Genomic DNA, 23968 nt, shown 5'->3' on the forward strand with positions numbered 1-23968 from the left:
ACTTAAAGGACGCTGACGTGGTCAACCCTACCGGGACTCCTGGTCCCCTGCGACCGTCCGACCGGACGGTGCGGCACCGTGGTCCGCACCCTTCGACGACGGCGCACGGCCACCGGCGACGGCACCGAGGACGCCGTTCACGAAGCCGGCCGAGTCGTCCGTCGAGAGCGACTGGGCGAGCTCGACGGCCTCGGCGATCGCGACCGCGTCCGGGACCTCCGGGTTGTACCGGAGCTCCCAGACGCCCATCCGCAGGATGCAGCGGTCGAGCACCGGCATGCGGGCGATCGACCAGCCCTGCGCGTGCTCGACGATCACCTTGTCGATCGCCGGGCGGTCGTCGTCCACGCCGGTGACGATCTGGCGGGCGTAGTCCCAGCTCGAGGCGCGCTCGGGCTGGTCCAGGTGCCGCACGGTCTCGGTGGCCAGGACGTCAGCGATCGGCAGCTCACGGACCTCCGCCACGTAGAGCATGTCGAGGGCGCGCTTGCGGGCCTTCGAACGAGCACTCATGCAGCGCGCCTAGGAGTTGACGCGGCCGAGGAAGCTGCCGTCGCGCGTGTCGATCTTCACGGTGGTGCCGTTGTCCAGGTAGAGCGGGACCTGGATGCGGTGGCCGGTCGCGATGATCGTCGCGTCCTTGGTGCCGCCGGACGAACGGTCGCCCTGCAGACCGGGCTCGGTCTCGACCTCGGTGACGATCGAGGTCGGCAGCTCGATGTAGAGCGGGTTGCCCTCGTTCATCGCGATGGTGACCATCGCCGACTCGAGCAGGTAGTTCTTCGCGTCACCGACGACGGTCTCGGAGACCGGGACCTGGTCGTAGGTGTCGGTGTCCATGAAGACGTAGGACTCGCCGTCCTGGTACAGGTACTGGTAGTCACGACGGTCGACGGTCGCGGTGTCGATCTTCGCACCGGCGTTGAACGTGCGGTCGACGACCTTGCCCGACACGACGTTCTTGAGCTTCGTGCGGACGAACGCGCCGCCCTTGCCCGGCTTGACGTGCTGGAACTCGACGACCGACCAGAGCTGCCCGTCGATGATGAGAACGGCGCCGTTCTTGATGTCAGTGGTACTCGCCATGGGTCTTCCGTTCGATGGTGTTGTGAAGGTCTCCCGGACGTGCGTCCGGTCCCGGTGTCGGCGGGCCGTGCCCGTGTCGACGCCCCGACGAGTGTAGCGGACGGGTGCCCACCACCCCGGGCGCGTGCCGGGCCCCTGGCCGCGTCGGCGCCGGCGCCGATGGCGCGGGCTGTCCGCTCCCGGGCGGTGCCGGCGTCGACGGCGCTGGCCGTCCGCTCCCGGGCGGTGCCGGCGTCGACGGCCCGGGCCGTCCGCTCCCGGGCGGTGTCAGCGTCGTCGGCGCGCACGCCAGGCATCGACCGCGGCCCACACCAGGAGCACGACGGCCGTGCCGCCGAGGATGCCGCCCGCCGCCCCCGTGCTCAGCACCGCGGTCGGCCGTGCCGGCGTCGCGAGGTACACGATCGCGAGCACGCCGGCCCCCGCGCCGAGCAGCACGAGCAGCACGCGGCGGACGAGCCCGGACACGACCTCGCGGTCGCGCCGGTCCGAGAAGAGCCGGATGTTGACCGCGAGCCTGCCCGACTCGAGGGCTTCGCCGATCCGGTCGACGCGGCGCGGCAACTTCCGGACCGTCGACACCACGCCGAAGAGCTCGCGGAGCGCGAGGTCGCGGACCGCCCGTGGTCGGAGCTGGTCGCGGATCTGCCGCCGTGCCAGGTCACGGGACTCCTCGAGCAGGTCGAACGACGGCGCCAGACTGCGGAGCGTCCCCTCGAAGATCGCGAGCGCACGTGCGGCCGCGACGAAGTCCGGCGGGGGCTTGAGCCGGTACCGCCCGAACACCGCGACGGCGTCGTCCACCGTCTCGACGCCGATCCGGGCACCGGGGCCGAGCTCGTCCGCGACGAACGCGGCGATGTCACGGCGGAAGTCGGGCTCGTCCTCGGCGTCCCGCACCGGTGCCATCCGCATCACCGCGTCGGCGATCCGCTCGGTGTCGTCCTGGATGTACCCCGCCAGCAGGTCCTGCACGGTCGACCGCAGGCCGGGGTCGAGCCGCCCGACCGACCCGAAGTCGATGAGCGCCGGGCGACCGTCCGGCAGCAGCACGACGTTCCCGGGGTGGAGGTCGGCGTGGTAGATCCCGTCGAAGACGACCTGCCGCAGGAACGCGTCGAGCACCGCACGCATCGGGGCGTCGAGGTCCTCCCCCGCGCCGGCCGCCCGGAGCGCGCTCAGCGTCTCGCCCTCCAGGTACTCCATCACCATCACCCGGCGCCCGGACAGGTCCCGGTACGGCTCGGGGAACGCCACCGCGTCGGGGCGGGCGCTCCGGGCCTGGGCCGCGCGGAGGGCCGTCAGGTTGCGCATCTCGGCCGTGAAGTCGACCTGCCGGACGAGGTCGTCGGCGTACTGCTGTGCCACGTCCGCCACGCCGACCTGGCGCGCCTCGGCGCTCGTCCGCGCGAGGAAGCGGACCACCCGCAGGGCGATGTCGACGTCGCGGCGCACGGCCTGGTCGATGCCCGGCCGCTGCACCTTGACGGCGACGACCGTGCCGTCACGCAGGGTGGCGCGGTGCACCTGGGCGATGGACGCGGCGGCCACCGGCTCCGGGTCGAAGGTGGCGAACACCTCGTCGACGGGAGCCCCGAGTTCCTCCTCGAGCAGCGCGACGACCGCGGCCGGGTCGGCGGGCCGCACGCTGCGCTGCAGGTGGACGAGCCCCTCGGTCCACTCGTCGGGCAACAGGTCGTCGCGCGTCGACAGCAGCTGGCCCATCTTGACGAACCCGCCACCGGCCTCCTCGAGCGCCCGGCGGAGGTGCTCGGCCTGCCGCCGCCGCAGGTCGGCGGTCTCGGGGTCGCGGGTGAAGTCGAGCCGGCGGAACGGGACGAGCTCGTGGCGGCGGGCGATCGCGAGCAGCTCGGCGGCACGGCGGGCGCGGGACCGGAGGCTGCCGACGGCGACGTCCTGCTGGCCGAGGTCGCTCAGGCGGGGCGGGGTGGGCACCGAGCCAGTCTGCTCCCCCGCCCCGCGGTCCCGCCCCGCTCCTGCACAGCCTGGAGGCGCGACGCACCGTCCACAGATCGGCCCGGGTCCTCGACGCGCTCGGTCTGACCGCTCGCCCCCCGACACGGACACCGCATCCGTGGGCGACCGAACGAGGTCGACTAGACGCCGACCTCCTGGTACGCGGTGAACAGCAGGTGGTCCTCCGGCCCCTCGAGGGTGACCGGCTTGCCGACCCCGTCGAGGATGATGAACCGCAGCATGCCGGCGCGCGCCTTCTTGTCACGACGCATGGTCGCCAGCAGCCCCTCCCACCGCCCGATCCCGTAGGAGGTCGGCAGCTCGAGCGACTCCAGGATCGAGCGGTGCCGGTCCACCGTGGCGTCGTCCAGGTGCCCCGTGAGTCGCGCGAGCTCGGCCGCGAAGACCATGCCGACCGACACCGCGGCACCGTGCCGCCACTGGTAGCGCTCCGCGTGCTCGATGGCGTGGCCGAGCGTGTGCCCGTAGTTCAGGACCTCACGCCGCCCCTGCTCGGTGAAGTCGTCCGCCACGACCTCGGCCTTCAACGCGATCGCGAGCTCCACCACCCGGCGGAACTCGGGTGTGGTCGGGTCGGTCGCCCGGTCGACGTCCGCCTCGATGACGTCCAGGATCTCGGGCACGGCGATGAAGCCGGCCTTCACGATCTCCGCGAAGCCGGTCAGCACGTCGTTCCTGGGCAGCGTCCGGACCAGGTCCAGGTCGGCCACGACGGCGCGCGGGTGGTGGAAGGCGCCCACCAGGTTCTTGCCCTCGTTCGTGTTGATCCCGGTCTTGCCGCCGACGCTCGCGTCGACGATGCCGAGGACGCTGGTCGGGACGGCGACGAAGGCCACGCCCCGCAGCCAGGTCGCGGCGACGAAGCCGGCGAGGTCCGTGACGGCGCCGCCGCCGAGCCCGATGACGGCGTCGGTGCGGGTGAAGTCGGCCTGTCCCATGACCTGCCAGCAGAAGGCGGCGACCTCGACGCGCTTCGCGGCCTCGGCGTCCGGAACCTCGGCGATGAGCGCGTCGAGCCCGGCCTCGACCAGGACGGCGCGCAGGTCGTTCGCGCGCGCGCCGAGTGTCGGAGCGTGCACGATCAGGACCTTGGCCACGCGGGGACCGAGGAGCGCAGCGACCGATCCGAACAGGCCGTTGCCGACCACGACCGGGTAGCCGTCGGCGCCGCCGACGCGGATCTCGGTGGTGCCCTCGGGCAGGTTCGACGTGGTCACGGTGTCCCTCCGGTGGTCGACTGCGGGCGGCTGCCCGTGCCGGCGCTGGTCTCGTCAGCGTTGGTCTCGTCAGCGTTGGTCTCGTCGGTGCTGTTCTCGTCGGTGCTGGTCGCGGCGGTGCCGGCCGCGGCGGTGCCGGTCGCATCGGTACCGGCCGCATCGGTGCCGGTCGTGTCGGTGAGCCAGGCCACGACGTCACGGACGACGTGGGACATCGGCCGCCTCGACGTGTCGAACGTGGCGTGGGCGAGTTCGGCGTAGGTCGCGGCCCGGGCGTCGAGGATCGACTGCCACGCGTCGATGCCGCCCTGCGCCAGCAGCGGACGGTCGCTGCCGGCGATCCGGTCGGCGACGGCCTCGGGCGAGACCGTCAGCAGCACGACGCGTGCGCCGGCGAGCTGGGCCCTGGTGTCCGGGTGCGTCACTGCTCCCCCGCCCACGGCGATCACGCCGCCGGCCGCCAGGGCGACGCGCACGGCCTCGGCCTCGAGCACCCGGAACACCGGCTCGCCGCGCTCGGCGAAGATGCCCGGGATGGGACCGTGCTCCCGCGCGATCACCCGGTCCGTGTCGGTGAACGGGACGCCGAGGGCCTTCGCGACCCGTCTGCCCACACTCGACTTGCCGGCGCCCATCGGCCCGATGACCACGACGGGTGCGGTGCCGGCGCTGGTGGCCCGCCTCGACGCGTCGGTGCCGCTCACCGGGCGGTCGAGTGCTCGGCGGCCTCGGTGCGACGCGAGCGCAGGGTCTCCGGGATCGAGGCGAGGTAGGCGTCGAGGTTCCGCTTCGTCTCCACCAGGCTGTCGCCGCCGAACTTCTCGAGCACGGCGTCGGCCAGCACCAGTGCGACCATCGCCTCGGCGACGACCCCGGCGGCGGGCACGGCGCACACGTCGCTGCGCTGGTGGTGCGCGGAGGCGTCCTCGCCGGTGGCGACGTCGATCGTGTGGAGCGCGTGCGGCACGGTGGCGATGGGCTTCATGCCGGCGCGGACGCGCAGCACGGTGCCGGTCGACATGCCACCTTCGGTCCCGCCGGCGCGGTCGCTCGTACGGACGATCTGGCCGTCCTCGCGGTACAGCTCGTCGTGCGCCTCGGAGCCACGGCGACCCGCGGTGGCGAAGCCGTCGCCGACCTCGACGCCCTTGATCGCCTGGATGCCCATGATCGCCGCAGCGAGCCGGGCGTCCAGCCGCCGGTCCCACTGCACGTGCGAGCCGAGCCCCGGCGGCACGCCGTAGAAGAGGACCTCGACGACGCCGCCCAGGGTGTCACCGTCCTTCTTCGCGGCCTCGACCTCGGTCACCATCCGTGCCGAGGTCTCGGCGTCGAAGCACCGGAGCTGGTCCTCGTCGAGGCGGTCGACGTCGTCGGGAAGCGGCAGGTCGGTGCCGTCGGGGACCCGCACGGTGCCGACCTGCAGCGTGTGCGCCACCGAACGGATGCCCAGCTCGGACAGGAAGGACTTCGCGACGGCGCCGAGCGCCACCCGAGCCGCGGTCTCGCGGGCCGAGGCACGCTCGAGGATCGGTCGGGCCTCGTCGAAGCCGTACTTCTGCATGCCGACCAGGTCGGCGTGGCCCGGACGCGGTCGGGTCAGGGGCGCGCTGCGACCGCGCGACATCTCGGTGGACTCGACGGGCTCCGGGTTCATCACCTCGACCCACTTCGGCCACTCAGTGTTGCCGATGCGGATCGCGATCGGGCTGCCGAGCGAGTACCCGTGGCGGACGCCGCCGGACACGTGCAGCTCGTCCTGCTCGAACTTCATGCGCGAGCCCCGCCCGTAGCCGAGCTTGCGTCGCGCGAGGTCGGTGCGGATCGACTCGAACGACACCGGGACGCCAGCGGGCAGGCCCTCGAGCATCGCGACGAGTTCGGGTCCGTGGGACTCACCAGCGGTCAACCAACGAAGCATGTCGACCATCCTCCCACAGCGTCGGGCCGTGCGACGCGGGCTGGTACCCCCGCGCGCACGGCCCGTGCGGCGACTGCGGCTACTGGTAGTCCGGGTGCGCCCGGAGCCAGGCCTGGAACTGCTTCACGGCCACCTGGTGCTGCGCGTACGTGTCGGAGAAGACCGTCTCGCCCGTCTCCAGGTCGACCGTGACGAAGTAGAGCCAGTTCCCAGTCGCCTCCTGCGTGACCGCCTTGATGGCGATGTCGCCGGGGTTCGAGATCGGCGCGGGCGGCAGGCCCTTGTGCACGTAGGTGTTGTACCGGTTGCCCGCGTCGGCGCGCTCGGCGTCGGTGGTGGTGACGGTGTGCGTGTTGCCCGTCCCGTACGCCACCGTGGCGTCCGACTGCAGTGGCATGTCGATGTCGAGCCGGTTCTGGAACACCCGGGCGACCTTCGGGTAGTCGGCGGCCAGACCGGCCTCCTTCTGCACGAGCGACGCGAAGACGATCACGCGCTCCTGGTCCGCCTCCGCGACGCCCGCAGCGGCCAGGTGCTGCTTCATCGTGTCGACCATGGACTGGAAGTACTGCTTCGCCGTCCAACCCGGGTTGATCGGGTACGTGGCGGGGAACAGCCAGCCCTCGAGCGTGGTGGCGTTCGCCGGCAGCCCGTACGCCTGCACGTCCTTCGCCGCGGCCGACACCTCGGCCGCGGTCAGTCCGGCCTTCGAGACCATGCCGGCCTCGATGTCCTTCAGTGCCGTGCCCTCGGGGATGACGATGGACGCCTGCACGCGGTTGTCGTCGTCCTGCAGCGCGTCGAGCGCCGACTTCGCGCTCATCTCCTTCTTCATGGCGTACGAGCCGGGCTGGAACTGCACGTCCGGCGTCGCCAGCAGCAGCTTGTAGAAGACCTGCGAGCTCTTCACCACACCGCTGCGCTGCAGCGTCTTCGCGACGTCCTCGCCGATGTCGCCCTGCTTGATGGTGATGGTCACCTTGCCGGTGCCGCTCCCCGTGTAGTCGTCGGGCTCCTTCGCGCCGCCGAGGGCGCCCACGAGCTGCTGCACCTTCGGTGCCGCGAACGCGTACGCACCCACACCGCCGCCCACGACCACCGCGACGATCAGGATCCCGGCGACGAGCGGTCCCCGACGTCGCTTCGGGCGCGGTTCGCGCTGCGGCCGGGAGGCACGGCCTCCGCCGCCCCGTCCGTCGCCCCCGGTGCCTCCCGTGCCACCACCGCCGCGCCCGGACCCGCCGTGCCCACCGGCTGCGCCGGCACCCGCGCCGCCGCCGCGAGCACTCCGCACCTCGTCGGCGTCGGGCGCGGGGACCTCACCGGTGAGGAGCGCCTGCACTTCGGGGTGGAGCTCGTCGTGTGACCGCGCCACCGGAGCGTCCGCGGGCGAGACGGGCCGACCACCGGACTGCTCGCGTGCACCGCCGGCCGGGTCGTGCGGCGAGGGCGCCGCGGTGTCCTGCGATCGGGCACGCTCTGCAGCGGCAGCGGCAGCGGCTGCGGCAGCGGCGTCGGCCTCGGCCGCCCTCGCCTCACGCCGCGACATCGGCCGGTCGGTCTCGGCCGCGGGGTCGGTGGCGCGTCGTCGTCGCTCGGCGTCGTTGCCGGGCGCGATGATCGCGTTCCAGTCCAGGTCGTCTGCCAACGGATCCTCGGTCTCTCGGGTCTGGGGCTCCACCTGGGCCCCGCCGGTCCGGGAACGACGGTCTCCCGACCCGCCCCGGGGCCGGTCGGTCAGGGGAGCGTGGCGCCGGGAGCGGCGCTGGACGCACGCTCGTGGTCGAGCGCGTGTTGCAGAATGATAACAGCGGCCGCTTGGTCGATCACGGCCCGGGACTGCTTCGTGTTCCGTCCCGCCTGGTGCAGTCCGCGCTGTGCGGTCACCGTCGACAGGCGCTCGTCGACGAGACGGACGGCCCGGTGAGCGGCGAGCCGCTCCGCGAAGGACCGGGCGTCCGCGGTCGACGGCGTGTCGTCGCCCGACATCGACAGCGGCAGACCGACGACCAGTTCGAGCACGTCGTACTCGTCCGCCAGCTCGACGATCCGCTGCACGTCGGTCGCGTCGTCCCGCCGGACCGTCTCCACCGGCGTGGCCAGCAGACCGTCCCGGTCGCACACGGCGACACCGATGCGTGCCCGGCCGACGTCGATGCCGAGCCGTCGGCCCGGTCGCATCGCCACGGTCAGCCGGCCAGACGCGCCGTCACGGCACGCAGCGCCGCGGGGAGCGCCGTCGCGTCGGTGCCACCGCCCTGCGCGAGGTCCGGCTTGCCGCCACCCCCACCGCCGAGGACGCCCGCGGCCTCCTTGGCGAGCGGACCCGCCTGGACCCCGGCTGCGCGGGCTGCGTCGTTGGTGGCGACGATGACGACGGGCTTGCCGGCCACGACCGCGCCGAGCACCACGACCGCGGCGCCGTCACCGAGCTGCCCGCGGACACCGGTGGCGAGCGATCGCAGGTCGTCGCCCGACTGCAGGCCGTCGACGGTCTCGGCCACGACGGTGGTGGCACCGACGGTCGTCGCCTGGCGGGCGATCGACGGGACGCGCTGCTGCAGGTTCGCCGACTCGAACTCCGCGATCCGCTTCTGGGCCGCGCGCAGGTCCTCCATCAGACCCTGCACCCGGGTCGGCAGGTCCTCGCGAGGGGCCTTCAGGGCGCTCGACAGCTGCGACACGATGGTGCGCTCGACCGCCAGGTCACGGAAGCCCTCGAGGCCGACGAGCGCCTCGACGCGGCGGTTGGTCGAGCCGACGCTCGACTCCCCCACCAGGTTGACGAGCCCGACCTGCGCGCTCGACGCGACGTGGGTACCGCCGCACAGCTCTCGGGACCACGGGCCGCCGATGTCGACCATGCGGACCTCGGCACCGTACTTCTCGCCGAACAGCGCCTGTGCGCCGAGGGCCTTCGCCTCGTCGAGGGGCATGATCCGCGTGGAGACCTCGAGGTCGGACCGGATCGCCGTGTTCACGACCTCCTCGATCTCGGAGCGGGTCGCGCCCGAGACCGGCTGCGACCACGAGAAGTCGAGGCGCATGTAGCCGGACTTGTTGTACGAGCCCGCCTGGAGCGCCTCCGGCCCGAGCACGTCGCGGAGCGCCGCGTTGACCAGGTGCGTGGCGGAGTGCGCCTGCGTGGCTCCGCGACGGTACTCCGCGTCGACGATCGTCGTGGCGGCGTCACCCACACCGACCTCGCCGGAGCGGACCTGGACCGTGTGGCTCCACAGGCCGGTGACCGGGCGCTGGACGTCGAGCACCTCGAGGTCGAAGCCGTTGCCGACGATCGAGCCCTGGTCGGCGTCCTGGCCGCCCGACTCGGCGTAGAGCGACGTCTCGCCGAGGATCACCTCGGCGATGTCCCCCGCGACCGCGCGGTCCACGCTGACGCCGTCGACGATGATGCCGAGCACCGCGGACTCGGCCTCGAGCGCGTCGTAGCCGAGGAAGACGGTCTCGCCCTTCGCCCGGAAGGCGCTGTAGACGCTGAGGTCGGCGAGGGCGGTCTTCTTGCTCTTCGCGTCGGCCTTGGCGCGGGCACGCTGCTCGGACATGAGCGTCTCGAACGCGCCACGGTCCACCTGCACGCCCGCTTCCTCCGCCATCTCCATGGTGAGGTCGATCGGGAATCCGAAGGTGTCGTGCAGCAGGAAGGCGGTGTCGCCACCGATCGCCGGGGCGCCGTCCTGCTTCGCGCGCTCGACGGCGACGTCGAGGATGGTGGTGCCCTGCGCGAGGGTGCGGAGGAACGTCTCCTCCTCGGCGTAGACGGTGCGCGCGATGCGGTCGTAGTCGCTCGCCACCTCGGGGTACGCGCCCTGCATCGCGTCGCGCGACGCCGGGAACAGCTCCGGGAAGGTCGCGCCCTCGACACCGAGCAGGCGCATCGCGCGGACGGTGCGACGGAGCAGGCGGCGGAGGATGTACCCGCGGCCCTCGTTCGACGGGGTCACGCCGTCGGCGACGAGCATCAACGAGGAGCGGACGTGGTCGGCGATCACGCGCATGCGGACGTCGTCCTCGTGCACGGCTCCGTACTCGCGGCCCGAGATCGCGGCCGCCCGGTCGAGCACCGGACGGACCTGGTCGATCTCGTACATGTTGTCGACGCCCTGCTTGATGAACGCGACGCGCTCGAGACCCATGCCGGTGTCGATGTTCTTGTTCGGCAACTCGCCCGTGATCGCGAAGTCGTACTTCGAGCGGACGTCGGCGATCTGGTACTGCATGAACACGAGGTTCCAGATCTCGACGTACCGGTCGTCGTCCGTCGCCGGGCCGCCGTCCTGGCCGTAAGCAGGGCCGCGGTCGAAGAAGATCTCGGAGCAGGGGCCCGCGGGGCCGGGCTGTCCGGTCGACCAGTAGTTGGTGTCCTTACCGAGACGCTGGATGCGGTCGTCCGGCAGCGACGAGTGCGCCTTCCAGAACGCGATCGCCTCGTCGTCCTCCTCGTAGACGGTGACCCAGAGGTCGTCCGCCGAGAACCCGAGGCCACCGTCCGCCTCCGGTGACGTCAGGAACTCCCAGGCGTACTGGATCGCCTGCTCCTTGAAGTAGTCACCGAACGAGAAGTTGCCGTTCATCTGGAAGAACGTGCCGTGCCGAGGGGTCTTGCCGACCTCCTCGATGTCGTTCGTGCGGATGCACTTCTGCACGCTCGTCGCGCGCGGGTACGGCGCGGGGATCAGCCCGGTCAGGTACGGGATGAACGGGACCATGCCGGCGACCGTGAAGAGCAGCGAGGGGTCGTCCGAGACGAGCGACGCGGACGGGACGACGGTGTGTCCGCGGTCGCCGAAGAACTGGAGCCAACGGCGGCGGATCTCTGCGGTCTGCATGGTGCTTCCTGATTCAGGTCGGCGGGAGGGTGTGAGGCGTGGGCGACGCAGCGGTCAGCCGTCGGTGCGGAGTTCGGCCTCGCGGGAGCGGTACCCGTCGGCCACGGCGCCGGTGAAGGCCTTCGTCCGGGCGTCGACGTCCGCGAAGAAGCGCGCTCCGCGGGGCGTGTTCGCGATCCGGTGCGCCGCGGCGAACCCGATGACGATGCCGACGGCGACGAAGAACAGCTGCTTCACGGTGCCTCTCCCTGTCGTGCACGCGAGCGGTGCGTGCCCGAACGAGTGTAGTGGCGCAGGGCCCCGGGTACGCCGAACGGCGGGCCGCCCTCCTGAGAGGACGACCCGCCGTCCGGGTGTGATCGGTGGATCAGCGAGCTGCGTAGTACTCGACGACGAGCTGCACTTCACAGGTCACGGGGACCTCGGCGCGCTTCGGGCGACGGACCAGGCGGGCCTGGAGCTTCTCGATCTCGACCTCGAGGTAGCCCGGGACCTTCGGCAGGACCTCGAGGTGACCACCGGCGGCGGCGACCTGGAGGGGCTCGAGCGACTCGGAGCGCTGCTTGACGTGGATCATCTGGCCCTCCTTGACGCGGAAGGAGGGGCGGTCGACGAGCTTGCCGTCGACGAGGATGTGGCGGTGCACGATCAGCTGACGGGCCTGCGCGGTGGTGCGGGCGAAGCCGGCACGGAGCACGAGGGCGTCGAGGCGCTGCTCGAGGAGCTCGACCAGGTTCTCACCGGTCAGGCCCTTCGTCTTGCGGGCCTCTTCGAAGACGATGCGGAGCTGCTTCTCGCGGATGCCGTACTGGGCGCGCAGACGCTGCTTCTCACGGAGGCGGACGGCGTAGTCGCTGTCCGCACGACGGCGGGTGCGGCCGTGCTCACCGGGGCCGTAGGGGCGCTTCTCGAGGTAACGGGCCGCCTTCGGCGTCAGCGGGATGCCGAGCGCGCGCGAGAGACGGGTCTTGCTGCGGGTGCGTGACTTGGTAGACACAGGGTCCTTTTCTCTGTCTGAACTGAATGACTCGACGGGCACCGTGCCTCCGCGGGCTCTGGGCAGTCGGCACAGGGCGCGCGGGCGGTTCGGTCCCGGCGACGGGATCCAGAGGGATGAGCCTGTGGGATCGGACGGCTACAGTCCGAACCTCTGTCCCCGTACCGCCGGAGCGGGACTCTGTCCTCGGCGCAGCCGCACGCGAGGACCAGGACGTAGGCCCGTTGATGCTAGCAGCATCCGGGGCCTTCGTGAAGCGTCACTCGCCGCGGGTGATCCTGCGGAGGCGCTCGAGCCTCGGTCCGACCTCGCGCTCGTACCCGTTGCCGGTCGGCGCGTAGTACTCGGTGCCCTCGAGGGCGTCGGGCAGGTACTGCTGTCGTGCCACCCCGTGCTCGGCGTCGTGCGAGTACACGTAGCCCTTCCCGTGACCGAGGCGCTTCGCCCCCGGGTAGTGCGCGTCCCGCAGGTGTGTCGGCACGACGCCCATCCGCCCGGCCTTCACGTCGGCGATCGCGGCGTTCACCCCGTTGTACGCAGCGTTCGACTTGGGGGCCGTCGCCAGGTAGACCACGGCCTCGGCCAGCGGGATCCGCCCCTCGGGCATCCCGATGAGCTGCACCGCCTGCGCCGCGGCGACCGCGATCGGCAGGGCCTGCGGGTCGGCCATGCCGATGTCCTCCGACGCGGAGATGATGATCCGTCGCGCGATGAACCGGGGATCCTCGCCCGCCTCGATCATCCGGGCCAGGTAGTGCAGCGCGGCGTCGACGTCGCTGCCCCGGACCGACTTGATGAAGGCGCTGATGACGTCGTAGTGCTCGTCGCCCTGGCGGTCGTAGCGGAGCAGGGCACGGTCGACGGCGGCCGCCACCGTGTCCGCGTCCACGAGCGGGACGGTCTCGACGCCGTCGAGCGACGCGTCGTCCTCGTCGTGGTCGTCGTCGTTCGCGGCCAGCGCCGACGACGCTGCCGCCTCGAGTGCCGTCAGGGCGCGCCGTGCGTCACCGGACGACAACCGGACGATGGCGGCCCTGGCGTCGTCCCCGAGCACGACGGACCCGCCGAGCCCGCGCGGGTCCTCGACCGCGCGGTCCACGAGCATGCCGAGGTCCTCGTCGGTGAGGGGCTTGAGCGTGAGGAGCAGCGACCGGGACAGCAGCGGTGAGATGACGGAGAACGACGGGTTCTCGGTGGTGGCCGCGATGAGGATGACCCAGCCGTTCTCGACCCCCGGCAGCAGCGCGTCCTGCTGGGCCTTGCTGAAGCGGTGGATCTCGTCGAGGAAGAGCACCGTCGTCGAGCCGTAGAGGTCACGGTGCGTGAGGGCCTTCTCCATGACCTCGCGCACGTCCTTGACACCGGCGGTCACGGCGGAGAGCTCGACGAACTCGCGGCCGGACTGCCGGGCGATCGCCTGTGCCAGCGTCGTCTTGCCGGTGCCGGGCGGCCCCCAGAGGATCACGGAGACCCCACCCGGGTTCTCGCGCGTGCCGGTGGCGAGCTGCACGAGGGGGCTCCCCCGTCCGAGCAGGTGTTGCTGCCCGGCGACCTCGTCGAGGCTGGTCGGTCGCATGCGCACGGCGAGCGGGACGGAGCCCTGCGCCAAGCCGGCGCGACCGCCGGTCGTGGGCGCACGCATGCCCGATCGATCCGCCATGGGTCAATCGTAGGCCGACCCACCGACGTGCCGCGTGCCTCCCGGCTGGGCGCACCCAGCGGTCCGCTACGCTCGTCGGCACAGTCGACGAGAGGTCCGATCAGCACCGTGGCACCGAAGAACCAGGCGCGTGACAACCGCGAGGCGCGTGAGCGGCTCCGTCTGTACCAGGCTCGTCAGGGCCTGCACGAGCGGCAGCGACGCCGTCGCGTGCGGGACGACGTCGTCGGGGTCGTGGTGCTCGTGCTCGTCGCGGCGCTGGCCACCGGGTCGCAGCTGGTGTTCGCCGGCGCGCAGGCACCGGCCCGGTCGGGTGCGAGCGCGACCGGGACCCCCACGCCGTCCGCCAGCGCCACCGCGGGGAACACCGGGAAGGTGCCGAGCAAGGGCATCGCCGACGGCAGGACCTGGACCGGGACGCTGACCCTGAACGACGACGTCGAACTCGGCTTCGAGCTCGACGGAGCGAAGGCGCCGCAGGCCGCGAGCGTCGAGATCGACCTGATCCGCAAGCAGTTCTACCAGGGCACGACCTGCCACCGGCTCGCCGACCGTGCCGACTTCCGCTTCCTGCAGTGCGGGTCGGCGAACGGCGACGGCACCGGCGACGCCGGGTTCGAGTACGGACCGCTCGAGAACGTGCCGAGCGACGGGCGGTACGCGAAGGGCACGCTGGCGATCGCCCGCGGGTCCTCGCCGTACTCGCAGAGCACGCAGTTCTTCATCGTCTACGGGGACACCACGCTCGACGGGTCGAGCGGCGGCTACACCGTCGTCGGCAGGGTCACGAGCGGCCTCGACGACCTCGAGTCGGAGATCACGTCGAAGGGGATCACGTCGGCGGGCTCGGACGGCAGCGGCGAGCCCGAGGTCGCGACCAAGATCACCGGGGCGACCGTGCGCGAGGCCGACTGACCGGTCACGCCGACGGTCGGGTGCTGGCCTTCGTCCACAGGCCGCACGTCGCGCTGGTCGCGGGGACCCCTGCGTGCAATAGGCTGACGATCTGACCGTGCCGACGGGGACGTCGGTGATGCACGACCACGATCGAGGCGAGACCTGTGGGACCTGACGAAGCAACGACCTGGGGCCGGGTCGACGAGAACGGGACGGTGTACGTCCGGTACGAGGACACCGAGAAGGCGGTCGGTGAGTACCCGGACGCCACCCCTGACGAGGCCCTCGCGTACTTCGCGCGCAAGTACGCCGACCTCGAGGGACAGGTGAAGATCGCCGAGCAGCGCGCACAGCGCGGCGCCTCGGCGAACGACGTCGGCCGGACCGTCGAGCACCTCCGTGCCCAGGTGTCGGAGGCACGCGTCGTCGGCGACCTGAAGTCGCTCGAGGACCGCGTGGCGGCACTCTCCGAGCAGGTCGGCACGCTCACGAAGGAGCAGAGCGCGCAGGCGCAGCAGGCTCTCACCGAGGCACTCGCGTACCGGAGCGCACTGGTGGAGGAGGCCGAGTCGCTCGCCGCCGTCGACCCGGCTCGAGCGCAGTGGAAGCAGATCACCGCGCAGCTCGACGACGTCTTCGCACGGTGGCAGCAGCACCAGCACGACGGGCCCCGGTTGCCCAAGAACGAGGCCAACGAGCTCTGGAAGCGCTTCCGCGCCGCCCGCTCGACCGTCGACCAGCACCGGCGCGCGTTCTACTCGGAGCTCGACGCCCAGCACCGCGACGCCCGCAATCGCAAGCAGGAGCTCGTGCAGCAGGCCGAGGCGCTCGCCTCGCGCGGCTCGGACGGCATCCCGGCGTACCGCGAGCTGCTCGACGACTGGAAGCGGGCCGGCCGCGCCGGCAAGCGCCACGACGACGCACTCTGGGCACGCTTCAAGGCTGCCGGTGACGTGCTGTTCGAACAGCGCCACGCCGAGGCCGCCGTCGAGAACGAGGAGTTCTCCGCGAACCTCGTCGCGAAGCAGGCCCTGCTGACCGAGGCCGAGCCGCTCCTGCAGCAGCGGGACCGCGTCGCCGCGCGCCGCACGCTGACCGACATCCAGCGCCGCTGGGACGAGATCGGCAAGGTCCCCCGCGGGGACGTCCGCCGCATCGAGGACCGGCTCCGTGCGGTCGAGGACCACGTGCGCAGCCTGGAGGACGAGCACTGGAAGGCCTCCGACCCGGAGCGCAAGGCCCGGCAGACGGGCCTGGCGAGCCAGCTCGAGGACGCCATCGGGAAGCTCCAGTCGGAGCTCGAGTCCGCGCAGGCCTCCGGCGACTCCCGACGCATCAAGGAGGCCCAGGAAGCCCTGGACGCCCGGAAGATCTGGCTGGACGCACTCGGCGGTTGACCCCCCGCGCGGGTCCGCCCGCCTCCGGACGACTGCGAAGACCCCGTGCCACATGGCACGGGGTCTTCGTCGTCGTACGACGGTGTCGTCGTCGCCCCGCCTGGCCGAAGCCGGCATCGCCGGGAGGGCACCGCACTGCTGCAACGGCGCAACGGCGCACCAGCTCCTGCGACGGCGCGGGCTCCCGAGCACCGGCGCGCGACGCTCCTGCAGCGGCGTGCGGACGAGCGCCAGCGTTCGGCTACTGCACCGGCGCGGGCATCCCGAGCAGCAGGCGGATGTCGAGGTCGTCCTGACGCATCTGGGTGGCGAGCTCGTCCATCGACGAGAAGGCCACCATGCCCCGCACGTACGAGACGAACAGCACCGAGATCGTGTCCCCGTACAGGTCGATGTCGACGTCGAGCAGGTGCGCCTCGATCTGCTTCGCCGGCACCCCCTGGAACGTCGGGTTGTTCCCGACGGACACGGCGGCCGGGTACACCGTGCCCTCGTGGAGCACCCGGGCCGCGTAGACGCCGTCGGCCGGCACGAACCCCTCGCACGCGGGGTCGAGGTTCGCGGTCGGGTACCCCATGGCACGCCCGCGCTGGTTGCCGTGCACCACCGTGCTGCGTACCTCGTGCTCGCGCCCCAGCAGCCGTGCGGCCTCGGCCACCCGACCACCACCGAGCAGCTCCCTGATCCACGTCGAGGACACCCGGCGCTCGTCGGACGGCCGGACGTCGTCGCGCAGGTCGACGTCGTCGATGAGCTCGACACGGAAGCCGTACTGCTCCCCGAGACGCCGCAGCAGTGCCACGTCGCCGGCGCCGCGGGCACCGAAGCGGAAGTCGCTGCCCACGAACACGAGCTCGGCGTGCAGGGTGCCGACGAGGATCTCCGACACGAAGGCCTCGGGCGCCTGTGACTGCAGGTCCTGGTCGAAGCGCAGGAGCAGCATCGCGTCGACGCCGATCCCCTCGAGCAGCTCGCGTCGCTGCGCCGTGCTCGTGAGGGCCGGCGGGACGCGCTCGGGGTCGATCACGCTGAGGGGGTGCCGGTCGAAGGTCACCACGGTCGAGACGAGGCCGCGTTCCCGCGCTGCGCGCTCGAGGTGGGCGACGACGGCGCGGTGGCCGACGTGGACCCCGTCGAACTTGCCGATCGTGACCGCGCTCGGACCGAAGCCCTGCGCGACGTCGGCGATGTCGTCGTAGTACTGCACGGCGGTCCCTACTCGCCGGCCGGTGCGGTGGCCCGGACGGGCTCGGCGACGGCGGCGCGGTGGTGCTTGCGGAGCCACCAGAGGCCGGCGATCGGCAGCACGAGCGGGGCGAAGACGTAGCCGAGGCCGTAGTACGACCACACGGTGTCGTCCGGGAAGAGTTGCCGGTCGAGCAGCGACAGCGTCCCGACGACGAGCACGCCGGCCATCTCGAAGCCGATCGTGACGCAGGCGACGCGGTACCAGGCGCGGCCCGGCGCGATCAGGGCGATCATCGCGACGATGTACACGACCGCCGCGACCGCGCTCAGCGTGTACGCGAACGGGGCGAAGGAGAACTTCTCGATGATCTGGACGACGCTGCGCCCGGTCGCCGCGAGGGCGAGGATGCCGTACACGGCGATGAGGACCCGGCCGACACCGGTCGCGAGGGAGGATCTGGTCGCCACGGCACCGAGTCTACCGACGGCCGACGACGCCCGCTGACGCCCGTCCCCCGTCCGCGACGATCGGCAGCCCGGAGCGGTGTCGACGTCGTCGGACGACAGTCGGATCAGTTGAGCGCGAACCAGATCTGGTACATCCGGTAGACCATGACCGCGACGGTGAAGGCGCCCGCCCCGAGGACGACGGTGCTCCACTTCGTCCGGTCGATCAGCGCCCAGAGGATCGCGGCCGGCGGCACGAGGAGCACCGACACCGCGTAGACGCCGAACTCGAGCGCGCTGCCCTGCGGCGGGCTGCCGACGGCGGGGAGCACGAGGGCGATCACACCCTGCGCCAGCAGGAGCAGCTCGATGAGCGCCAGCGAACCGACGGTGTAGTCGTTCGGCTTCCACCCGATGAACCCGACCACGACCGCGAACAGGCCGGCGACGACGGCGATGGTGAGCTGCACCCACATGAACCACTCGATCACGCGTCGGCTCCGTCCGTGGTCGTGCCGGACGTCGTCGGCGCCGGGAAGTTGGTGATGACCCGCAGTCTCCCCCGACGGACCGACACGAGCCCGACGAGGCGGTCGTCGTCGGCGGCGATCGCGGCCACGGGACCGTCGGCGTCGGGGTGTTCCGCGGCGACGCGCTTGCCGTCGGTCAGGTCCTTCGCGGCACCGGCGTCGAGCGTGACCACGTCGAACAGGCGACGGGCCACGTCCGCCGGGCGGATGAGCGCCCCGGAGACGTCGACGACGTCGTCCTCGAGGTCGACCGCGTCGGCGACGTCGAAGGGGCCGACCGCCGTGCGCCGGAGGGCCACGAGGTGTGCTCCGGTCCCCAGCGCGGCACCGATGTCCCGCGCGAGCGCACGCACGTAGGTGCCGGACGAGCAGTCGACCACGACGTCGAGGTCGACCACGGCGACCTGGTCCCCGTCCACGGAGACGGTGTGGTCACGCCGCCCGGTGACCTCGAAGCGGGAGACGGTCACCGTGCGCGACCGCAGGACGACGTCCTCGCCCTTGCGCGCGAGGTCGTAGGCGCGACGGCCGTCGACCTTGATGGCACTGACCGTCGAGGGCACCTGGTCGATGACCCCTCGCTGCGCGGCCACGGCGCGTTCGACGGCGTCGTCGCTCACGTCGGCTGCCAGCACACCGAGCGCGGCGGTCGGGGTGCCGTCGGCGTCGTCGGAGTCCGTCGCCACGCCGAGCCGGACGGTGGCCGTGTAGGTCTTGCCGAGGCCGACCAGGTGGGTCAGGAGCCGCGTCGACGGGCCGGCGCCGAGCAGCAGCAGCCCGGTCGCCATCGGGTCGAGCGTGCCCGCGTGGCCGATCTTCTTCAGTCCGAGCCGACGTCGGGCGATCGAGACCACCCGGTGGCTGGAGATGCCCTGCGGCTTGTCGACGAGGAGGATGCCGTCAGGCGCGGTAGCGAGCACCGGACGAGGCTACCAGCGCCGCCGGTCCCCACCAGGTCAGCAGACGCCAGGTCAGCAGGCGTCGTTCCACTCGCGGCGCGGGTGCTCCGGGTCGGTGACGTCGAGCACGGCCGAGGCTGCGATCTTGACGTCCGCCCGCCGCTCGAGCCGACCGGCCTCCTGCTCCACCCACAGCGACCACCGCCACAGACCGCGCGCCCCGGGAGCGAGGAGCCCCTGGCCGTGCACGACGAGCACGCCTTCACCGGCGCCGGTCGTGCGGAACGGGGTGACGATGTCCGAGCGGAGGACGTCGGCGTCGGCCGACGGCGCCGCGGCGGCCATCGCGGACACGCCGTGCTGCTGGAACCCCGTGACGAGGGCGGCGGCGACGCGCTCGAGGTCGGTGCCGTCCTGTCCGTCGATCCCGACGACCGTGCGGTTCGTCCCGACCTGTGCGATCACCTCGCCAGCGATCGCGGCCATCGTGTCGGTCTCCTGCGGTGCCCAGCGTGCCATGCACCCACCGTAGGCTGTCGTGGTGAACGCGAGCGGAGCCTCCCGGCGGTCTGTGGACAACGCACCGGACCGTGGCCGACCCGACATCGCGACCCCGCTGGTCGCCTGGTTCCGCGACGCGGCGCGGGACCTGCCCTGGCGTCGGCCCGGCTTCCCCGCCTGGGGCACGCTGGTGAGCGAGATCATGCTCCAGCAGACGCAGGTGGCGCGCGTCGTCCCCCGCCTGGAGGCGTGGCTCACCCGGTGGCCGACACCTGCGGACCTGGCGGCCTCGCCTCCCGGTGAGGCCGTGCGTGCCTGGGACCGGCTCGGCTACCCGCGACGCGCGATCGCGCTGCACGCGGCGGCGACCGCCATCGCCGAGCAGCACGGCAACGTGGTGCCGCGGGACGTGGACGCGCTCCTGGCACTGCCCGGCATCGGGGACTACACGGCGCGCGCGGTCGCCGTCTTCGCGTACGGGGACCGGCACCCCGTCGTCGACGTCAACGTGCGGCGCGTCCTCGCGCGCGCCCTCCTCGGCCACGGGCAGCCCGGACCGGCGAAGGCGAAGCAGGACCTGCCGCTCATGGAGTCGGTGCTGCCCGAGGACCGCGACGCAGCCGCTGCGACCAACGCGGCCGTGATGGAGCTCGGAGCGCTCGTCTGCGTCGCCCGCTCCCCGGCCTGCGACGCCTGCCCGATCGCCGACCGCTGCGCGTGGCGTGCCGCCGGGTACCCGGAGCACGACGGGCCGCGTGCGCCGAAGCAGGCGCGCTTCGCCGGGAGCGACCGGCAGGTCCGCGGGCTGATCATGGCCGAGCTGCGGTCTAGCGACGTCCCCGTGCTCCGGTCCGAGATCGACCTGGTCTGGCCCGACGACGCACAACGGGAGCGTGCCCTCGCCTCGCTCCTCCGCGACGGACTGGCCGTCGGCGACGATGCGGGCGGGTACACGCTCCCGAGTGTGTGAGGACTAGGCGCGCGCCTCGTCCTCGTCGTCGTCCTCGTCGTGCTTGTACGGATCGGCGTCGCCGGCGTACTGCGCACCGGCCGAGGCCGCACGCACCTGCGCGTCGCGGACCTGCGCCTGGGCGAGCAGGTCCTCCATGTGGGCCGAGGTCTCCGGCAGGGCGTCGGCGATGAACTCGAGCGACGGGGTGAGTCGCGCCGTGATGTTCTTGCCGACCTCGCTGCGGAGCATCCCGGTCGCGGCCTTGAGCGCCGCCGCGGAGTCGGCGCGCTCCTCGTCGGAGCCGTACACGGTGTAGAAGACCGACGCGTGCTGCAGGTCACCCGTCACACGGACGTCGGTGATGGTCACGAAACCGAGTCGTGGGTCGCGCAGACCCTTGTCCAGTCGACGAGCGACGACTTCCTTGATGCGGTCCGCCATCTTGCGCGCGCGCTGCGGATCGGCCATTGGTGCCTCCTGGGGCAGGGATTCTTCTGGTGGAACGGGACGGACCCCGCCCCTCCCGGAGGAGGAGCGGGGTCCAGACTAGCCAGGCGTCAGTCGCGCGGCTTCTCGACGAGCTCGGTGGTCTCGATCTCGTCACCGATCTGGATGTCGTTGTACTTGCCCAGACCGATACCGGCCTCGAAGTCCGTGCGGACCTCGGTGACGTCGTCCTTGAAGCGACGCAGCGACTCGATCGCCAGTCCGTCGGCCAGGACCACACCGTCACGGATGACGCGCGCCTTGGCGTTGCGCGTGATCGTTCCGGAGCGGACGATGACACCCGCGATGTTGCCGAACTTCGAGGAGCGGAACACCTCGCGGATCTCGGCGACACCGGACTGGACCTCTTCGTACTCGGGCTTGAGCATGCCCTTGAGGGACTGCTCGATGTCCTCGAGTGCGTTGTAGATGACCGAGTAGAAGCGCACGTCGATGCCTTCGCGCGCCGCACGCTCGCGGGCCTTGACGTCCGGGCGGACGTTGAAGCCGACGACGATCGCGTTGTCGATCGTGGCCAGGTCGATGTCCGACTCGGTGATCGCACCCACACCGCGGTGCAGGATGCGGAGCTGGACGCTGTCGTCGACCTCGATGTCCAGGAGCGACTGCTCGAGTGCCTCGACGGCACCGGAGACGTCACCCTTGATGATGAGGTTGAGCGAGTCGACCTTGCCCTCTTCGAGCGCACGGGTGAAGTCCTCGAGCGAGATGCGCTTGCGGGCCTTGGCCAGCTGGGCGTTGCGCTCGGCGGCCTCACGCTTCTCAGCGATCTGACGTGCCGTGCGGTCCTCTTCCGTGACGAGGAACGTGTCACCGGCGCGCGGCACCGACGACAGACCCTGCACCTGGACCGGACGACTCGGCGTCGCGGCCTTGACCGCCACACCGTTCTCGTCGGTCATCGCACGGACGCGGCCGTAGGCCGTACCCGCGACGATGGCGTCACCGACGTGCAACGTGCCGGACTGGATGAGCACCGTGGCGACCGCACCGCGACCCTTGTCGAGTCGGGCCTCGATCGCGACACCGCGGGCGTCCTTGTCGGGGTTGGCACGCAGGTCGAGACCGGCGTCCGCCGTGAGCAGGACCGCGTCGAGCAGGTCCTGGATGCCGACGTTGTTGCGCGCCGACACGTCGACGAACATGACGTCGCCGCCGTACTCCTCGGCCACCAGGTTGTACTCGGTGAGCTGCTGCCGGACCTTCGCCGGGTTCGCGCCCTCCTTGTCGATCTTGTTCACCGCGACCACGATCGGCACGTTCGCCGACTGCGCGTGGTTCAGCGCCTCGATCGTCTGGGGCATGATGCCGTCGTCCGCCGCGACCACCAGGATCGCGATGTCCGTCACCTGGGCACCGCGGGCACGCATGGCCGTGAAGGCCTCGTGACCCGGGGTGTCGATGAACGTGATCGGACGCTCGATGCCCTCGTGCTCGGTGACGATCTGGTACGCACCGATGTGCTGCGTGATGCCACCGGCCTCGCCCTCGACGACCTTCGAGTTGCGGATCGCGTCGAGCAGGCGGGTCTTGCCGTGGTCGACGTGGCCCATGACGGTGACGACCGGGGGACGCTGCTGCAGGACGGAGTCGTCCTCGTCGGCGTACTCGGCGTCGATGTCGATGTCGAAGCCCTCGAGGAGCTCGCGGTCCTCGTCCTCCGGCGAGACGATCTGGATCTTGTAGCCCAGTTCCTCGCCGAGGACCTCGAACGTCGCCTCGTCCAGCGACTCGGTCGCGGTCGCCATCTCACCGAGGTGGAAGAGCACCGTCACCAGGTTGCCGGGCATGGCGTCGATCTTGTCCGCGAAGTCCGAGATGCTCGCACCCCGGCGGAGACGGACGACCGTGTTGCCGTCACCACGAGGGACCTGCACGCCGCCGAGCGACGGCGCCTGCCGCATCTCGTACTCGGCGCGCTTCGTCCGCTTCGACTTGCGGGCGCGGCTCTTGCCGCCACCACGACCGAACGCACCGGCGGTGCCACCACCGGGACCACGTCCACGGCCGCCGCCACCGGCGGGACGCGGACCACTGAAGGCCGGACGCGGGAAGCCGCCACCGGCTCCACCGGCACCGCCGGGACGACCACCGGGGCCGCCACGACCGCCGGCACCGGGGCGCTGCCCGAAACCGGGCGCGCGGTTCGCCTGGCCGGGACCACCGGGACGCGGAGCGCCCGGGCGGGGCACACCGGGACGCGGCGGAGCCGGACGCGGGATGCCGTTGCCACCACCGGCACCGCCGGCGGGACGCTGACCCATGCCCTGGTTCGACGAGTACGGGTTGTTGCCCGGACGCGGCGGGCGCGAGCCCATGCCCTGGCTGGACGCGTAGGGGTTGTTGCCCGGACGCGCACCCGGCTTCGGACCACCGGGCTTCGGGCCGGCTGCGGAACCGGGCTTCGGCGCTCCGCCGGGCTTGACGGAGTCGCTCTTCGGGGCGCTCGTGCCGCCGTCGGGCTGCGCACCGGACGCGGCCTGCTCGGCTGCGGCTGCCTTCTCGGCAGCAGCGGCCTTCCGTGCGGCCTCGGCCTCGGCCTGTCGCTGCGCGACGGACTTCGGGGCGGCCGGCGTCGGCGCGTCGGCGACGGGCGCCTGCACCTCGGGCTCGGGCTGCGGAGCGGGAGCCGGACGCGCCGGGCCGGGGCGGGGACCGCCGGGCTTCGGAGCGCCGGACCGCGGGGCAGCGGTCTTCGCGGGGGCGCTCGGCGCTGCCGAGGCCGCGGGCTTCGACGCCGTCGAGGCGCCGTCCGCCTGCAGCGCAGCACGGAGCTTGCGCGCGACGGGGGGTTCCACACTGGAGCTCGGGCCCTTGACGAACTCACCGAGTTCCTTGAGCTTCTCCATTGCGGTCTTGCTGTCGACACCGAGTTCGGATGCGATCTCGTGTACGCGTGGTTTTGCCACTGTTCTCCTTCACGG

The 23968-nt window shown here is 71.9% G+C and carries 22 protein-coding genes; 3 read left to right on the forward strand and 19 right to left on the reverse strand.

Annotation, left to right across the window (positions count from 1 at the left end):
- Positions 1–27: 27 nt before the first annotated feature.
- From nusB to QUG93_RS01475, 12 genes are all read right to left on the reverse strand, one after another.
- Positions 28–513, reverse strand: coding sequence for a transcription antitermination factor NusB (nusB, locus tag QUG93_RS01420; RefSeq protein WP_289471831.1), 486 nt, complete (start codon positions 511–513; stop codon positions 28–30).
- A gap of 9 nt (positions 514–522) precedes the next feature.
- On the reverse strand, positions 523–1086 hold the full coding sequence (gene efp / locus QUG93_RS01425) for an elongation factor P (RefSeq protein ID WP_289471832.1): 564 nt from the start codon (positions 1084–1086) through the stop codon (positions 523–525).
- A gap of 267 nt (positions 1087–1353) precedes the next feature.
- On the reverse strand, positions 1354–3042 hold the full coding sequence (locus QUG93_RS01430) for an ABC1 kinase family protein (protein WP_289471833.1): 1689 nt from the start codon (positions 3040–3042) through the stop codon (positions 1354–1356).
- Between the two features lie 161 nt (positions 3043–3203).
- Positions 3204–4301 (reverse strand): 3-dehydroquinate synthase, encoded by a 1098-nt coding sequence (aroB, locus tag QUG93_RS01435; RefSeq protein WP_434533066.1) that lies wholly within the window; start codon positions 4299–4301, stop codon positions 3204–3206.
- A complete protein-coding gene (locus QUG93_RS16000; protein WP_353067726.1) occupies positions 4298–5005 on the reverse strand; it encodes a shikimate kinase in 708 nt (235 codons plus the stop codon). Before QUG93_RS16000 ends, aroB begins: the two co-directional genes overlap by 4 nt.
- Complete coding sequence (aroC, locus tag QUG93_RS01445) at positions 5002–6222, reverse strand: chorismate synthase (RefSeq protein ID WP_289471834.1); 1221 nt, start codon at positions 6220–6222, stop codon at positions 5002–5004. The genes QUG93_RS16000 and aroC overlap by 4 nt, the downstream gene beginning before the upstream one ends.
- Positions 6223–6301: 79 nt before the next feature.
- Positions 6302–7870 carry an endolytic transglycosylase MltG gene (gene mltG / locus QUG93_RS01450; protein ID WP_289471835.1) on the reverse strand — a complete coding sequence of 523 codons (1569 nt, stop codon included), beginning with the start codon at positions 7868–7870 and terminating at the stop codon, positions 6302–6304.
- Positions 7871–7959: 89 nt separating this feature from the next.
- Positions 7960–8403, reverse strand: a complete 444-nt coding sequence (gene ruvX / locus QUG93_RS01455; RefSeq protein WP_289471836.1) for a Holliday junction resolvase RuvX — start codon at positions 8401–8403, stop codon at positions 7960–7962.
- An 8-nt stretch (positions 8404–8411) separates the two neighbouring features.
- Positions 8412–11069, reverse strand: a complete 2658-nt coding sequence (alaS, locus tag QUG93_RS01460) for an alanine--tRNA ligase (RefSeq protein WP_289471837.1) — start codon at positions 11067–11069, stop codon at positions 8412–8414.
- Positions 11070–11123: 54 nt separating this feature from the next.
- Positions 11124–11306: a hypothetical protein gene (locus tag QUG93_RS01465; protein WP_289471838.1), complete on the reverse strand. Its 183-nt coding sequence runs from the start codon at positions 11304–11306 to the stop codon at positions 11124–11126.
- A gap of 130 nt (positions 11307–11436) precedes the next feature.
- The gene (rpsD, locus tag QUG93_RS01470; RefSeq protein WP_066654559.1) at positions 11437–12066 is read right to left on the reverse strand and encodes a 30S ribosomal protein S4; all 630 of its coding nucleotides are present in this window, start codon (positions 12064–12066) and stop codon (positions 11437–11439) included.
- 259 nt (positions 12067–12325) lie between these two features.
- The gene (locus QUG93_RS01475; RefSeq protein WP_434533067.1) at positions 12326–13726 is read right to left on the reverse strand and encodes a replication-associated recombination protein A; all 1401 of its coding nucleotides are present in this window, start codon (positions 13724–13726) and stop codon (positions 12326–12328) included.
- Positions 13727–13834: 108 nt separating this feature from the next.
- Between QUG93_RS01475 and QUG93_RS01480 the strand changes: the two genes are divergently transcribed.
- Together QUG93_RS01480 and QUG93_RS01485 are read left to right on the forward strand one after the other, a co-directional pair.
- Positions 13835–14641 carry a peptidylprolyl isomerase gene (locus QUG93_RS01480; RefSeq protein WP_289471839.1) on the forward strand — a complete coding sequence of 269 codons (807 nt, stop codon included), beginning with the start codon at positions 13835–13837 and terminating at the stop codon, positions 14639–14641.
- 146 nt (positions 14642–14787) lie between these two features.
- Positions 14788–16020, forward strand: a complete 1233-nt coding sequence (locus tag QUG93_RS01485; protein WP_289471840.1) for a DUF349 domain-containing protein — start codon at positions 14788–14790, stop codon at positions 16018–16020.
- Positions 16021–16261: 241 nt separating this feature from the next.
- Here the strand turns inward: QUG93_RS01485 and QUG93_RS01490 are convergent, their stop codons facing one another.
- The 5 genes from QUG93_RS01490 to QUG93_RS01510 all read right to left on the reverse strand — a co-directional run bounded on the left by QUG93_RS01490 (position 16262) and on the right by QUG93_RS01510 (position 19603).
- Positions 16262–17227, reverse strand: a complete 966-nt coding sequence (locus tag QUG93_RS01490; RefSeq protein ID WP_289471841.1) for a bifunctional riboflavin kinase/FAD synthetase — start codon at positions 17225–17227, stop codon at positions 16262–16264.
- Positions 17228–17235: 8 nt separating this feature from the next.
- A complete protein-coding gene (locus QUG93_RS01495) occupies positions 17236–17676 on the reverse strand; it encodes a hypothetical protein (protein ID WP_289471842.1) in 441 nt (146 codons plus the stop codon).
- Between the two features lie 104 nt (positions 17677–17780).
- The gene (locus tag QUG93_RS01500; RefSeq protein WP_289471843.1) at positions 17781–18146 is read right to left on the reverse strand and encodes a hypothetical protein; all 366 of its coding nucleotides are present in this window, start codon (positions 18144–18146) and stop codon (positions 17781–17783) included.
- A complete protein-coding gene (gene truB / locus QUG93_RS01505) occupies positions 18143–19105 on the reverse strand; it encodes a tRNA pseudouridine(55) synthase TruB (protein ID WP_289471844.1) in 963 nt (320 codons plus the stop codon). The genes QUG93_RS01500 and truB overlap by 4 nt, the downstream gene beginning before the upstream one ends.
- 51 nt (positions 19106–19156) lie before the next feature.
- Positions 19157–19603, reverse strand: coding sequence for a hypothetical protein (locus tag QUG93_RS01510; protein ID WP_289471845.1), 447 nt, complete (start codon positions 19601–19603; stop codon positions 19157–19159).
- A 97-nt stretch (positions 19604–19700) separates the two neighbouring features.
- Between QUG93_RS01510 and QUG93_RS01515 the strand changes: the two genes are divergently transcribed.
- Complete coding sequence (locus QUG93_RS01515) at positions 19701–20555, forward strand: HhH-GPD family protein (RefSeq protein ID WP_289472055.1); 855 nt, start codon at positions 19701–19703, stop codon at positions 20553–20555.
- A gap of 3 nt (positions 20556–20558) precedes the next feature.
- Here QUG93_RS01515 and rbfA read toward each other — a convergent pair whose 3' ends face one another.
- A complete protein-coding gene (rbfA, locus tag QUG93_RS01520) occupies positions 20559–21005 on the reverse strand; it encodes a 30S ribosome-binding factor RbfA (protein ID WP_289471846.1) in 447 nt (148 codons plus the stop codon).
- A gap of 89 nt (positions 21006–21094) precedes the next feature.
- Positions 21095–23953, reverse strand: coding sequence for a translation initiation factor IF-2 (gene infB, locus QUG93_RS01525; protein ID WP_289471847.1), 2859 nt, complete (start codon positions 23951–23953; stop codon positions 21095–21097).
- Between the last annotated feature and the right edge of the window lie 15 nt (positions 23954–23968).

The sequence above is a fragment of the Curtobacterium caseinilyticum genome, from assembly GCF_030363035.1.
Classification (GTDB): domain Bacteria; phylum Actinomycetota; class Actinomycetes; order Actinomycetales; family Microbacteriaceae; genus Curtobacterium; species Curtobacterium caseinilyticum.